Source organism: Microbacterium sp. PI-1 (assembly GCF_004337555.1).
Lineage (GTDB): Bacteria > Actinomycetota > Actinomycetes > Actinomycetales > Microbacteriaceae > Microbacterium > Microbacterium aurugineum.
The window spans coordinates 84,812-98,384 of record NZ_SJYZ01000005.1; the positions used below are offsets into that span (position 1 = coordinate 84,812).

Annotated in this window: 11 protein-coding genes; 9 read left to right on the forward strand and 2 right to left on the reverse strand. The window is 68.1% G+C overall.

From position 1 onward, the window contains the following. Positions 1–28: 28 nt before the first annotated feature. Positions 29–1,285, reverse strand: a complete 1,257-nt coding sequence (locus E0W80_RS06555; RefSeq protein WP_131491788.1) for an LCP family protein — start codon at positions 1,283–1,285, stop codon at positions 29–31. A 149-nt stretch (positions 1,286–1,434) separates the two neighbouring features. On the opposite strand from E0W80_RS06555, the gene E0W80_RS06560 reads away from it, so the two are divergent. Genes E0W80_RS06560 through E0W80_RS06580 form a run of 5 tightly spaced genes read left to right on the forward strand, consistent with a single transcriptional unit; the run spans position 1,435 to position 6,928 of the window. Beyond that, positions 1,435–2,721: a sugar ABC transporter substrate-binding protein gene (locus E0W80_RS06560; protein ID WP_131491789.1), complete on the forward strand. Its 1,287-nt coding sequence runs from the start codon at positions 1,435–1,437 to the stop codon at positions 2,719–2,721. A 15-nt stretch (positions 2,722–2,736) separates the two neighbouring features. Then, a complete protein-coding gene (locus E0W80_RS06565; RefSeq protein WP_047520770.1) occupies positions 2,737–3,711 on the forward strand; it encodes a sugar ABC transporter permease in 975 nt (324 codons plus the stop codon). Continuing rightward, positions 3,708–4,541: a carbohydrate ABC transporter permease gene (locus E0W80_RS06570; protein ID WP_047520772.1), complete on the forward strand. Its 834-nt coding sequence runs from the start codon at positions 3,708–3,710 to the stop codon at positions 4,539–4,541. Before E0W80_RS06565 ends, E0W80_RS06570 begins: the two co-directional genes overlap by 4 nt. Continuing rightward, a complete protein-coding gene (locus E0W80_RS06575; protein WP_131491790.1) occupies positions 4,538–6,049 on the forward strand; it encodes a glycoside hydrolase family 3 N-terminal domain-containing protein in 1,512 nt (503 codons plus the stop codon). Before E0W80_RS06570 ends, E0W80_RS06575 begins: the two co-directional genes overlap by 4 nt. A gap of 12 nt (positions 6,050–6,061) precedes the next feature. After that, positions 6,062–6,928, forward strand: coding sequence for a MurR/RpiR family transcriptional regulator (locus E0W80_RS06580; protein ID WP_131491791.1), 867 nt, complete (start codon positions 6,062–6,064; stop codon positions 6,926–6,928). 27 nt (positions 6,929–6,955) lie between these two features. On the opposite strand, the gene E0W80_RS06585 is transcribed toward E0W80_RS06580, so the two are convergent. Continuing rightward, positions 6,956–7,876, reverse strand: a complete 921-nt coding sequence (locus tag E0W80_RS06585) for a sugar kinase (RefSeq protein WP_131491792.1) — start codon at positions 7,874–7,876, stop codon at positions 6,956–6,958. 163 nt (positions 7,877–8,039) lie between these two features. On the opposite strand from E0W80_RS06585, the gene E0W80_RS06590 reads away from it, so the two are divergent. The 4 genes from E0W80_RS06590 (at position 8,040) to E0W80_RS06605 (ending at position 13,519) form a co-directional block, all read left to right on the forward strand. Further along, positions 8,040–9,713, forward strand: coding sequence for an ABC transporter substrate-binding protein (locus E0W80_RS06590; RefSeq protein WP_047520780.1), 1,674 nt, complete (start codon positions 8,040–8,042; stop codon positions 9,711–9,713). Between the two features lie 86 nt (positions 9,714–9,799). Continuing rightward, a complete protein-coding gene (locus E0W80_RS06595) occupies positions 9,800–10,804 on the forward strand; it encodes an ABC transporter permease (RefSeq protein WP_047520782.1) in 1,005 nt (334 codons plus the stop codon). Between the two features lie 34 nt (positions 10,805–10,838). After that, complete coding sequence (locus tag E0W80_RS06600) at positions 10,839–11,804, forward strand: ABC transporter permease (protein ID WP_131491793.1); 966 nt, start codon at positions 10,839–10,841, stop codon at positions 11,802–11,804. Continuing rightward, the gene (locus tag E0W80_RS06605; RefSeq protein ID WP_131491794.1) at positions 11,801–13,519 is read left to right on the forward strand and encodes an ABC transporter ATP-binding protein; all 1,719 of its coding nucleotides are present in this window, start codon (positions 11,801–11,803) and stop codon (positions 13,517–13,519) included. Before E0W80_RS06600 ends, E0W80_RS06605 begins: the two co-directional genes overlap by 4 nt. Positions 13,520–13,573 lie beyond the last annotated feature (54 nt).

A 13,573-nucleotide genomic window follows, 5' to 3' on the forward strand; every position in this document is an offset into this window, starting at 1 on the left:
GGCACGAGCCTACGCTCCGGGGAGGGGCTCAGCGCAGCTTGCCGTTGGCGCACGTCTCCTGCTCGACCGTCTGGCCGGAGATGGCCGGGTCGAGCGTGGCCCGCGGCGAGGGTGTCCCGGTGGGGGGCGTCTCGGTCGCCGGTGCCTCCGGATCGGTTCCCGGCGCGGGGTCGACGAGCTCGACGCCGCCGTTGTTGCTGGCCTTGCCCGTCAGCTGCACCGACTGGCCGGCCTTCAGCGCATCCCAGATCGTCGCGGCAGCCTCGCGGTTGGGGATGACGCGGTCGGGATCGTCCGGGTCCTCGAACACGGGATACTGCACGAAGACGAACTCGGAGAACGGCACATCCTTGATGGAGAGGGCGAGCTGGGCCAGACGCACCGGGTTGGCCAGCTGGTCGCTCGGGTCGATGTTGTCGACGACGGTGTTGGCGAGTCCGAGCACCTTGCCGGGGTCGGTGAGGACCTCGTCGCTCATGATCTTCTTCACCAGGCGCGACATGTACTGCTGTTGGTTCGACACCCTCGCCATGTCGCTCTCGTCGCCGACGCCGTGCCGCGTGCGGATGAACTGGAGGGCTTCGTAGCCGGAGACGGTGCGGGGGCCCGGCGCCCAGTCGAGAGCGGTGTGGCTGTCTCGGATGCCGTCGCCGCCGATGCACACCTCGACGCCGCCGATCGCATCGGTCACCTCCATCACGCCGTCGAAGTCGATCTTCGCGGCGAAGGGGATCTCCATGCCTGTGAGCTCGGTCACCGTCTTCGCCACGCAGGACAGTCCGGCTCGCTGGAAGATCGAGTTGATCTGCGTCTTGCTCGTGGCCGAGGCGACGGATCCATCGGGCAGGGTGCACTCCGGCGTCTCGAGCATCAGATCGCGGGGGAGCGAGATCGCCGTGACCTTGCGGGGTTCCGCCGACACGTGCACGAGCAGGTTCACGTCGTTGAGGATTCCGCCGTCAGCCTCGGAGCAGCGCTCACCCAGCAGGCCCGTCGACACCGCACCGCACTCGTCGGTCCCGATGATGAGCATGCTGAACTCGCCGGGGTAGGCACTGATCGACGGCGGCTCGACCTCCGGCGCACCCTCCAGCGTGACGGCACCGTCGTTGAATCGGTTGAAGTAGTCGGTCACGACGAAAGCGGCGACGGCGATCGCGGAGACGAGCACGACGCCCAGCGTGATCCCGGCGATCTTCAGGAAACCTCTGGCGGGCCCGGGAGAGGGGAGCGTCGCGTGGCGGGCGACCGTCGAACGGTCCTTGTCAGGAGTGCGGCGAACCATCCGGGGAGCCTACCGGGGGAAGCTGATGTTACGGCCACATGACGATTGTGGGAGCAACTTGCAGGGAATTAGTTAGTCGTGGATACTTTTTCCTAACCCCCGGTGAGTACCCGATGCTTTCCAGGACTTTCAAAGAGGAGATCCCCGCAATGCACAAGCGCATTCTCTCGGCCGTGGCGCTCGGCGCCGTGGCCACGCTCGCCCTCGCCGGCTGCGCCGGCGGCAGCGACACCGGTTCGGCCGACGGTGAGGGCAAGGAGCTCACCGTCTGGATCATGAAGGGCACCAACCCCGACGCGACCGCCTTCTACGACGACGTCTCGGCAGCCTTCGAGAAGGAGACCGGTGCGACGGTCAAGATCGAGGAGATCCAGTGGGCCGACGCTCACGATCGCTTCGTGACCTCCATCGCCGGTGGCACGACCCCCGACATCGCCGAGACCGGCACCACCTGGACCGCTGAGTTCGCCGACGCCGGAGCACTCCTCCCGATCGACGAGTACGTCGACGGTGAGAAGGACCTGCGCGGCGACCTGGTCGAGGGCCTCGAGGTCGCCGGCACCTACGACGGTGAGCTCTACGGCATGCCCTGGTACGCCGGCGTCCGCTCGCTCGTCTACCGCGCCGACGTGTTCGAGGAACTCGGTCTCGACGCTCCGAAGACGTGGGACGACATCGTCGCCGCGGGTGACGCGATCAAGGCGGCCAAGCCCGACATGCTGCCGTTCCCGGTTCCGGGTGACGCCGAGTTCCAGGTCTACCCCTGGGTCTGGGGTGCCGGCGGCGAGATCGCCACGAAGGACGGCGACACCTGGACGAGCGAGCTCGACAGCGCCGAGTCGCAGGCGGGCATCGAGTTCTACACGGGCCTGGCGACCGAGCACGGCTTCTCCTCCGCAGGTGCGACCACCTGGAAGGAGACCGACCTCCGCGACGCGTTCACGCAGGGCAACGTCGCCATGATGCTCTCCGGCTCCTGGACGCCGAACTCGCTCATCGAGGCGAACCCCGAGCTCGAGGGCAAGATCGGCGCCGCGGTCATCCCCGGCGAAGACGGCGGCATCGCCCCGTCCGTGCTGGGCGGATCGCACCTCTCGATCTTCAACACGACCAAGAACGCCGACCTGGCGTGGGAGTTCGTGAAGCTCGTCACCACCGGTGAGTTCGCCGAGCAGTGGTCGAACGAGACCGGCTACTTCCCGGGCGTGCAGTCCGCGATGGAGGAGGCCCTCGCCTCGACCGACCCGCTCGTCGCACCGTTCGCCGAGCAGATGGTCGACGGCGGCGCATCCGTGCCGGTCACCCCGAACTTCGGCGCCGTGCAGGCGAAGAAGACGACCAACTCCATGATCCAGGCCATCCTCAGCGGGCAGAAGGACGTCGCCACCGCGACGAAGGACGCCGCCGCCGAGATGACCGAACTGCTCAACCAGTAAGGAAGCATCCCTTCCATGTCGATGGTGCAAGCGCCACTGCCGGCCACGAAGGCGGAGTCCACCTCCGCCTCCGTGGCCGGCGGCCGGAAGCGACGCGGTCTCTCGATCGTCGCGGCCCGCCCCTGGCTCCTTCTCGCGCCCGGGCTGGCCATCCTCGCGGTGCTCATGCTCTGGCCGCTCGTCCAGGTGTTCATCTACTCGCTGCAGGACTACGGCCTGCGTGAGATCAACACCGGGGAGAACAACTGGATCGGCTTCGACAACTACGTCGAGGCGCTCACCAACCCGACTCTCTGGACGGTGGTGCTGCCCAACACGGTCGGGTTCGCCGCCGTCGCGGTGTTCGTCACCGTGGCCGTCGGCACGCTCGTGGCCCTGCTCCTCGCGCGCCTCGGCACGACCTGGCGGGTCATCGTCTCCAGCTGCATCATGGTCGCGTGGGCGATGCCCGCCGTGACCGGCACGTACGTCTGGACCTTCATCTTCGATGCCGACCGCGGCATCTTCAACCAGGTCCTCATGGACCTGGGGCTCATGAGCGATCCGGTCAACTGGTTCACGAACCAGTGGTCGTTCTACGCCATCGTGCTCCTCAACGTGGTCCACCACGGCTTCCCGTTCGTGGCGATCACCGTGCTGGCCGGCCTCCTCGGCGTCTCGAAGGAGATGCTCGAAGCCGCAGCGCTCGACGGTGCGGGCGCCTGGCGCCGCTTCTGGAAGATCATCTTCCCGACGCTCAGGCCCGTGTTCTCGGTCGTGATCATCCTCTCGACCATCTGGGACTTCAAGGTCTTCGCACAGGTGTACCTGATGCCCGGCGGCGGGGGTGGCAACCGTCAGGTGCTGAACCTCGGTGTCTGGTCCTACGTCGAGTCCTTCGGACAGAACCGCTACGGATTCGGTGCCGCTCTCGCCGTGCTGCTCACCCTCGTGCTCATCGGCATCACGATCGTCTACATCCGCTCCCTCATGAAGGAGGACGAGCTGTGAACCCGCGTCCGAGGCTCCGCTCCCGCATCGGCACCGGCATCGCGGTCGCCGCGGTCCTGATCTTCACCCTGTTCCCCGTCTACTGGATGGTCTCCAGCGCCTTCGACGCCAAGGCCTCCAGCGGCGGGCAGTCGTTGGTCCCCCAGGAATTCACGTGGGACAACTTCGCCTTCGTCTTGACCGAGGGCGGCTTCGGCACCTACCTCCGCAACTCGGCGATCGTCGCGCTCGTCACCGTGCTCGTCAGTGCGCTCGTGTGTCTGCTCGCCGCGGTCGCCGTCGCGCGGTTCAAGTTCAAGTTCCGCACCATGATCCTGATGATGATCCTCATCGTGCAGATGGTGCCGCTCGAGGCGCTCGTCATCCCGCTCTTTCTCCAGGTCAAGAGCCTCGGTCTGCTCAACAGCATCCTCGGACTCATGGTCGTGTACGTCGCGCTGTCCCTCGCGTTCGGCATCTGGATGCTGCGCGGCTTCGTGGCCGCCGTCCCCGTCGAGCTCGAAGAGGCGGCGTACATCGACGGCGCGAGCTGGTGGCGGATGTTCCGTTCGGTGCTGCTGCCCCTGGTCATGCCCGGTCTCGTCGCGACGAGCATCTTCAGCTTCATCACCGCGTGGAACGAGTTCATCTTCGCGATGACGATCCTCGGCGCGCAGACCGACCAGTACACGGTCTCGATCGGTCTGAAGTCGTTCTTCGGCCTCTACTCCAACGACTGGGGCAGCATCATGGCGGCCTCGACCATCATCACGGTCCCGGTCATGATCTTCTTCGTCCTCGTGCAGCGCAAGCTCGCCTCGGGCATGGTCGCAGGAGCGGTGAAGGGATGACCGACGAGCTCGAGCGCCTCGCGAACGGTGTGCTGTGGCCGGGATTCTTCGGCACCGAAGCACCCGAGTGGTTGCGCCAGGAACTGCGTGACGGCCTGGCCGGCGTGGTGTACTTCGGCCAGAACGTCGGCGAAGGACTCCCGGCCTTGAGCGCCGAGATCCTCGACGCGAACCCGAACGCCCTGATCGGCATCGACGAAGAGGGCGGCAGCGTCACGCGCCTCGAATCCGCCACCGGCTCCACCGTGCCCGGAGCCGCTCAGCTCGGGCTCCTCGACGACCTGGTCGCCTCGGAGCGGACCGGCGCGGAACTCGCCCGGCGGGTGCGTGCGGTCGGCGCGAACGTCGTGCTCGGTCCAGTCGCCGACGTCAACACCGACCCTCGCAACCCGGTGATCGGCGTGCGGGCCTTCGGTGACGACGAGGCGCTCGTCTCCCGTCACGTGGTCGCGACGATCGACGGCATCCAGGACTCCGCGGTCGCCGCGTGCGTGAAGCACTTCCCCGGCCACGGCGACACCCACCTCGACTCGCACCACTCCCTTCCCGAGATCACTCTCGACGTCGAGGAGTTCGAACGGGTGCACCTGGAGCCGTTCCGCGCGGCGGTCGATGCCGGCGTCGATGCCGTGATGACCGCCCACATCGTGGTCCCGGCGTGGGGCGAGCAGCCCGCGACGCTCAACCCCCGCGTGCTCGGAAAGCTGCGCGACTGGGGCTATGACGGCGTCATCATCACGGATGCGCTGGACATGGCCGCCATCCGCGAGACGGTCGGACTCGGCGGGGGAGCGGCGCTCGCCCTCGCTGCCGGGGCCGACCTCCTCTGCATCGGCAACCCGACCAACCCGGGTGACGCCGCGCTTGTGGACCAGGACGAACGGGACTTCCACGCCGCCAGGGACGGGATCGTCGCCGCGTTGCGCGACGGCTCGCTCTCCCGTGCGCGCGTGGAGGAGGCGGCCGCTCGCGTCGCCGCACTCGCCACCAAGCTGCGCGCCGCCGCAGAGCTCGGGCACGACGACCCGGACGACTACGACGCCGCGGAGATCGTGCGTCGGACGGTGACGGTCTCCGGCGATGCCCCCGAGGCAGCCACGGCCCTCGCGGTCATCGACGCGCGCCGCCGGTCGACCCTCGCCGTCGACAGTGCGGGATCGTACGTGGCGAATGCCCTCGCCGCAGACGGACTCTGTGTGCGCCTGGACGTCGCGTCCACCGACCTGCCGGAGCAGGACCGTGTGCTCGACGAGGTCACGGCGGCGCCCGGTACGACGGTGCTGCTGATCGACAGGCCGGACACGGATGCCGCGCAGCGCTCTCTCGTCGAGCGGACGGCTGTCCGTGATCCCGGAGCGGTCGTCGTCAACGTCGGTCTTCCGACGCGGAGTCCCCTTCCGCTGCCCACCATCGAGGTCGCCGCTGCCAGTAGGCTCGGTGCGCAGATGGCGAGGGAAGCACTCCTGGGGCGCTTCGCCGTGACGCAGAGGATGAACAGCGCCGGCTGAGACAGGACCCCCATGGACGATGACGTTCTCGCTCGGGTGCGACGCTCCCTTCCGAAGGTGAGTGCCGCAGAGGCACGGGTTGCCGAGACGATCCTCGGAGACCCCACGCTCGTCGTGGACCTCGCGATCAACGATCTCGCCCAGCTCTGCCGCACGTCCCTGTCGACGGTCGCCCGCTATGCCCAGTCCCTGGGCTACTCCGGGTACCGGGAACTCCGGGTCGCGGTCGCGCGTGCCATCACGCTCGCGCAGGCGCAGCAGGCGCGCTTCGGCCTGGACACCACGGCGATCGACAGGGAGGACGGGCCGACGGCCATCGCGGCCAAGCTCGCCGCGCAGGAGATCGACGCGATCGAGCAGACCGCGCTCGCCCTCGATGCCGATGCCCTCGACCGGGTCGCCCGCGCGGTGGTCGGTGCACGGCACATCGATCTCTTCGGGCAGGCGGCGTCGTCCCTGACGGCGCAGGACCTGCTGCTGAAGCTGTCTCGCATCGGATGCTCGGTCTCGCACTCCTCGGATCCGCATCTCGCGGTGACCGCCGCCGCTCTGCGCACCACCGGTGATGTGGCGATCGCGTTCTCGCACGGCGGCGAGACCGCCGAGACGATCCGTGCTCTCGACGTCGCGCGCGACGCCGGAGCCCTGGCGGTCGCGGTGACCAGCGTGGCCGATTCACCGGTGGCGCTCGCGGCGGATGTCGTGCTGCTCACGCACGCGCGGGAGTCGCCGTTCCGGATGGCCGCGATGTCGAGCCGTATCGCCCAGCTCGCCCTGGTCGACGTGCTCTTCGTCCGTGTCGTGCAGCACAGCGGCGAACCGGTGGCCGTGTCGTTGCAGCGCACGCACGACGCGGTGCCGTCGCGACGGAGGCCCTGAGGCCACTCTTCCTGGACCGAGGGCGTGTCAGTCGACGTGGTCGCGGGTGCTGACCAGCGCGCGCGTCGCGATGCGGTGTCCGCGGGCGAGGCTTCCCGTGAGCGAGAGTCCGGTGAGGACGCCGGCCAGGAATCCGGCGGCGAAGGCATCCCCGGCGCCGATCGTCTCGACGACCGGGGCGTCGAGCGCTTCACTCTCGGCACGTTCGGTGCCGTCGTAGGCGACGGCACCGCCGGAGTCGGTGACCAGCAGGTACCGGGGCTCGGGGAAGAGCGCACGGAGCTCCTGCGGGTCACTGGTCCCGAACACCGCCTCGGCGTCGGGACGGGTGCAGAACACGATGTCGGCCCGGCGGGTGAAGTCCGACACGACCGCCTTCCCCTCCGCCACGCGGCCACGCCACAGCGCGGGCCGCCAGTTCAGGTCGAAGCTGAGCAGACTGTCGGGACGCCGGTCGGCGAACAGCGATTCCTGCGCCGCGAGTGCCGATGCGGACAGGGCCGGGGTGATTCCGGAGGTGTGCACGAGTGCCGCCTCGGCGAGGAGTGCGGAGGTCCCCGGCTCGGCCAACGTCTGCGGGGACATCGCCGAGGCCGCGGAACCCGACCGGTAGTAGTGCATCGTGCCGTCGACCGCGCCATCCGCTCGCGGGGCGAGCTCCTTCACATAGAGTCCGGTCGGCGCATCGGCGTCGACCTGCACCGCGGAATCGTCGACGCCGTGGGCGCGCAGCTCCGCCGTGAGGAAACGACCGAACCCGTCATCGCCGACGCGCGAGACGACGGCGGTGCGGATACCGGCGGATGCCAGAGCGATCGCGGTGTTCCACTCGGCTCCCGCGAGGGAGCGGTGGAAGGTCCGGCAGTCCTCGAGCGGTCCCGCGGCGGCCGCGACCAGGGCGACCATACCTTCTCCGAAGCAGACGGCGAGCGTGGGGGAGTCGGGCACGATCTGGACACTACCGGATCGACGCCGGTCGCGCCGATACCGGATTGCAACCTGGATGCGTTTGGTATCTGAGGATCCGCTGGGTACCGTCTAGTCATCACCGTCCCCGAGGCGAAGAGGCTTCGGGACGCGCAAAGAAGCGCCCGACAGGGAAGGTCACACAATGCACCAATCAGTCAAGCGTCGGCGAGGTCTCATCGCCGCAGCCGGAGCCACGATCGCCGCTCTCGCCCTCGCCGGGTGCGTCGCGAGCGAACGAGGGGATGACGGCGCCGAGGGCTCCGGCGACGTGGACGGGACGTTCGTCTTCGCGGCGTCCTCCGACCCGGCGAGCCTCGACCCCGCGTTCGCGCAGGACGGCGAGAGCTTCCGCGTCTCGCGTCAGATCTTCGAGGGTCTCGTCGGCACCGAGCCCGGCACCGCCGACCCCGCGCCGCTCCTCGCCGAGAAGTGGGAGTCGTCCGAGGACGGCATGTCGCACACGTTCACGCTCAAGGAGAACGTGACCTTCCAGGACGGGACGCCGTTCAACGCCGAGGCCGTGTGCGCCAACTTCGACCGCTGGTTCAACTGGACCGGTCTGGCCGCCTCTGAGGCCTTCGGCTACTACTACAACAAGCTCTTCAAGGGGTACGCCTCCAACGCGGCGGATGCCGTCTACAAGTCGTGCACCCCGGACGGCGACTACTCGGTCACGGTCGACCTGAACAAGCCGTTCGCCGGCTTCGTCGCTTCCCTCTCGCTGCCCTCGTTCGCCATGCAGAGCCCGTCGGCCATGCAGGAGTTCGGCGCCGACGACGTCAGCGGTTCTGCCGAGGCACCGCAGCTGTCCGAGTACGCGATGGGACACCCGGTGGGTACCGGGCCGTACCAGTTCGAGGAGTGGGCACCGGGCGAGCAGGTCACGCTCACGGCCTACGACGACTACTGGGGCGATGCCGGTCAGATCGACGAGATCATCTTCCGCACGATCGATGACCCGACCGCCCGCCGCCAGGCACTCGAGTCCGGCTCGATCGACGGCTACGACCTCGTCGGCCCCGCCGACACCAAGGCCCTCGCCGACGACGGGTTCACGATGGTCTCGCGCCCGCCGTTCACGATCCTGTACCTCGCGTTCAACCAGGCCGTCCCGGAGCTCCAGGACCCGAAGGTCCGTGAGGCGCTGTCGTACGCCGTCGACAAGGACGCCCTGATCAGCCAGGTGCTCCCCGAGGGCACGCAGAAGGCGATCGAGTTCGTCCCCGAGGTCGTCAACGGCTACAACCCGGACGTGACGACCTTCGACTACGACCCCGAGAAGGCCAAGTCGCTGCTGGCCGAGGCGGGCTACGACGAGGCGAACCCGCTGAAGCTGACGTTCAACTACCCGGTCAACGTCTCTCGTCCCTACATGCCGGACCCCGAGCAGATCTACACGGTCCTGTCGTCGCAGCTCTCCGAAGTCGGCGTCGAGACCACCCCGGTCTCGGAGGAGTGGGTCGAGTACCTCGACCGCACCACCGGCACGGCCGACCACGGCATCCACCTGCTGGGCTGGACCGGTGACTACAACGACACCGACAACTTCGTCGGCGTCTTCTTCGGACAGAAGAGCTCCGAGTGGGGCTTCGACAACCCGGAGCTGTTCCAGAAGCTGACCGAGGCGCGCGGCGTCTCCAACCTCGAGGAGCAGACCGCGCTGTACGAGGAGATCAACGAGATGGTCGCCACGTTCATCCCCGGTGTCCCGCTCGCACACCCGGCGCCGACCCTGGCGTTCGACCCGCGCGTGGAGAGCTACCCGGCCAGCCCCGTGAACGACGAGGTCTTCACCGACATCGTCCTCACCAAGTAGGCCTGACCGTGTGATACGTCGAGCCCCGGTCCCGCGCACTCCGCGGGACCGGGGAGCGGCGTACCTTCCGATCGACGGAGATCTTCGTGCTGCGCACCATCGGCAGGCGACTGCTGTTCCTCATCCCCACCCTGTTCGGGCTCAGCATCCTGCTGTTCGCCTGGGTCAGGGCCCTTCCCGGCGGCCCCGCGGTCGCCCTCCTCGGTGAGAAGGCCACCCCCGAGGCCATCGCCAGGGTCAACGAGCTGTACGGCTTCGACGAGCCGATCATCCAGCAGTACTTCACCTGGATCGGCCGACTCCTGCAGGGCGACTTCGGAACGTCCATCCAGACGAACCGGCCGGTGACGGAGGAGTTCCTCCGCCGGTTCCCCGCGACGCTGGAGCTGAGCGTCATGGCGCTCATCTTCGCGGTCGGCATCGGTATCCCGCTGGGCTACTGGGCGGCCCGCCGTCACGGCAAGTTCACCGACCACGCATCGGTCGTGCTGAGCCTCGTCGGCATCACGATCCCGGTGTTCTTCCTGGCGTTCATCCTGAAGTACGTGTTCGCCGTGCAGCTGGGCTGGCTGCCGTCTGACGGACGACAGGATCCTCGAATAGACGCCACGCATCCCACGGGGTTCTATGTGTGGGACGGCATCATCACCGGTGAATTCGACGCCGCATGGGACGCGATCCTGCATCTGATCCTGCCGGCCCTCGCGCTCGGGACGATCCCGCTCGCGATCATCGTGCGCATCACCAGGGCGAGTGTGCTGGAAGTCCAGAACGCGGACTACGTGCGCACCGGCCGGGCGAAGGGCGTCGGTTCTCCGACGCTGCGCAACCGCTTCATCCTGCGCAACGCCATGCTCCCGGTGATCACCACGATCGGCCTGCAGACCGGACTCCTGATCTCCGGGGCGGTGCTCACCGAAACGGTGTTCGCCTTCCCCGGCATCGGCTCGTTCCTGGCGAGGGCGATCTTCACCAGGGACTTCCCGGTCCTTCAGGGTTTCATCATCTTCATCGCGATCGCGTACGCGCTGATCAACCTGGCGGTCGATGTCTCCTACAGCTTCATCGACCCGAGAGTGAGGGTGCAGTGATGTCCCTCTCCATCGTCCGAAAGGAGGCGGTCGCATGAGCATCCCTCTTCCGCCCGCCCAGGGGCCATCGGCAGAGAGCGGCGGCGGCATCGACACCGTCGCGATCGCGCAGGCCGACCTGAAGAAGAGCTCCGGCGGATTCTGGCAGGACGTGTTCCGCCGCCTCCGTCGTAATCCCACGGCCTGGATCGGCGCCGTCATCGTGCTGCTGTTCCTGCTCGTCGCCGCACTCTCTCCCTGGCTGGCTCCGTACCCGGAGACGGCGCTTCCCGGGGCGAAGTACATCACGCCGACCCACATACCCGGTCCGGGGGAGCTGCCGGAGTTCCCGCTCGGCCTCGACCGGTTCGGCGGAGACGTGCTGTCGAAGCTGATCTGGGGCGCGCAGGCATCACTCCTGATCGGTGTCATCTCCACCGCGATGGGCCTTGTCGGCGGCATGATCCTCGGCCTCATCGCCGGGACGTTCGGCGGCTGGGTCGACACCGTGATCATGCGCGTGGTCGACATCATCCTCTCGGTGCCGAACCTGCTGCTCGCGGTGTCGATCGCCGCGATCCTCGGACAGACCCCGTTCGCGGTGATGATCGCCATCGGTGCGTCCCAGGTGCCGATCTTCGCGCGGCTGCTCCGTGCGTCGATGCTGCAGCAGCGTTCGAGTGACTACGTCCTGTCGGCGCAGACGCTCGGCCTCGGCCGCGGCAAGATCACCATGTCGCACGTGCTCCCCAACGCCATCGGCCCCGTGATCGTGCAGGGGACGCTGACGCTCGCGACCGCCGTGATCGATGCGGCGGCGCTGTCGTTCCTCGGTCTCGGCGGCGGCGGCCCCGCGACGGCCGAGTGGGGGCGCATGCTCACCTACGCACAGTCCGAACTCGCGATCGCCCCGTGGCTCGCGTTCCTCCCCGGCATCTGCATCGCCGTCACGGCGCTCGGCTTCACCCTCCTCGGCGAGGCGTTGCGCGAGGCGATGGACCCGCGGACGAGGGCGCGATGAACGCACGCGACGAAGGCGCGACGCGCGCCGTGAAGGAGAATCAGATGTCGACCGAGCCGTTGCTGTCCGTCCAAGGACTCGCCGTGGACTTCGCCACCATGGACGGGGTCGTGCACGCCGTCGAAGGTGTCGACCTCGAGATCCGTCCGGGCGAGACCGTCGCGATCGTGGGCGAGTCCGGTTCGGGCAAGTCGACCACCGCGATGGCGATCATCGGACTGCTCGCGGGTGGCGGGAAGGTGGCCTCCGGGAGCATCCGGCTCGATGGGAGGGACATCACGCACGCCTCCGAGAACGAGCTGCGCACGATCCGCGGCCGGGACATCGGTCTCGTGCCGCAGGATCCGATGTCGAACCTGAACCCGGTGGCCAAGATCGGCACGCAGGTCGCCGAGACGCTGCTCGCCCACGGTCTCGCGACCCGGCAGGATGTGCAGGCCAAGGTGGTGGAGGCACTCACGGCCGCGGGCCTTCCCGACCCGGAGCGGCGTGCGAAGCAGTACCCGCACGAGTTCTCCGGCGGCATGCGCCAGCGCGCGCTCATCGCGATCGGTCTGGCGTGCAAGCCGCGACTGCTGATCGCCGACGAGCCGACCAGCGCCCTGGATGTGACCGTGCAGCAGACCATCCTCGATCAGATCGGGCAGATGACCCGCGAGCTGGGAACGGCCGTGCTGCTCATCACCCACGACCTCGGGCTCGCCGCTGAGCGCGCGGAGCGCGTGATCGTGATGCACCGCGGCAAGGTCGTCGAGCAAGGTGCCGCGCGGCAGATCCTGGAGGATCCGCAGCATCCGTACACGCAGTCGCTGGTGAAGGCCGCTCCCTCGGTCGCCGCCGCCCGACTGCGGCCGGAGGCCTTCCGGGTGCAGGAGCGCACCGCAGAGACGGATGCCGCAGAGACGGATGCCGCCGGGACCGTCCCCGCCGACAACATCGTCGAGATCGAGAACCTCACCAAGGTGTACCCGGTGCGCGGGCGTGGCGAGGACTTCGTGGCCGTCGACGACGTGTCGCTGGTCATCCCGCGCGGGGAGACGGTCGCGATCGTGGGGGAGTCCGGCTCGGGGAAGACCACGACCGCGCGCATGCTGCTGAAGGTGATCGAGCCCACGAGCGGACTGATCCGCTACGAGGGCAAGGACATCTCGGCGCTCTCGCGGGCCGAGACGCGCGAGTTCCGCCAGCAGGTGCAGCCCATCTTCCAGGATCCGTACTCGAGCCTGAACCCCATGTTCACGATCGAGCGCCTGATCGCCGAACCGCTGGAGTTCTACAAGAGGGGCAGCGGAGCCGATCGACGCAAGCGCGTACGGCAGCTGCTGGACGACGTGGCGCTGCCGCAGTCGATGCTGCGTCGCTACCCGTCCGAGCTGTCCGGAGGCCAGCGGCAGCGCGTCGCGATCGCGCGGGCCCTCGCCCTCTCTCCCGACGTGATCGTCTGCGACGAGCCGGTCTCGGCACTCGACGTGCTGGTGCAGGACCAGATCCTCACGCTGCTCGGCGACCTGCAACGGGAGTACGGACTGAGCTATCTGTTCATCTCCCACGACCTCGCCGTGGTGCGACTGATCAGCGACTACGTCTGCGTCATGAAGGACGGCAGGCTCGTCGAGGCGGCGACCTCGGAGGAGATCTTCACCAACCCGCGGGACCCGTACACGCGGCGACTGCTGGCCTCGATCCCCGGCAACGAGCTGAACATCGCGTCCTGAGAGCACCGGGCCAGGGCTCATACCGCAGCTTCCCACATTGGTCAAGGACTGCGC

Bases quoted from the DNA above. Each gene is read 5' to 3' on its own strand.
- E0W80_RS06560 (WP_131491789.1), top strand. From the start codon at position 1,435: ATGCACAAGCGCATTCTCTCGGCCGTGGCGCTCGGCGCCGTGGCCACG.
- E0W80_RS06575 (WP_131491790.1), top strand. From the start codon at position 4,538: ATGACCGACGAGCTCGAGCGCCTCGCGAACGGTGTGCTGTGGCCGGGA.
- E0W80_RS06565 (WP_047520770.1), top strand. From the start codon at position 2,737: ATGTCGATGGTGCAAGCGCCACTGCCGGCCACGAAGGCGGAGTCCACC.
- E0W80_RS06580 (WP_131491791.1), top strand. From the start codon at position 6,062: ATGGACGATGACGTTCTCGCTCGGGTGCGACGCTCCCTTCCGAAGGTG.
- E0W80_RS06605 (WP_131491794.1), top strand. From the start codon at position 11,801: ATGAACGCACGCGACGAAGGCGCGACGCGCGCCGTGAAGGAGAATCAG.
- E0W80_RS06590 (WP_047520780.1), top strand. From the start codon at position 8,040: ATGCACCAATCAGTCAAGCGTCGGCGAGGTCTCATCGCCGCAGCCGGA.
- E0W80_RS06555 (WP_131491788.1), bottom strand. From the start codon at position 1,285: ATGGTTCGCCGCACTCCTGACAAGGACCGTTCGACGGTCGCCCGCCAC.
- E0W80_RS06600 (WP_131491793.1), top strand. From the start codon at position 10,839: ATGAGCATCCCTCTTCCGCCCGCCCAGGGGCCATCGGCAGAGAGCGGC.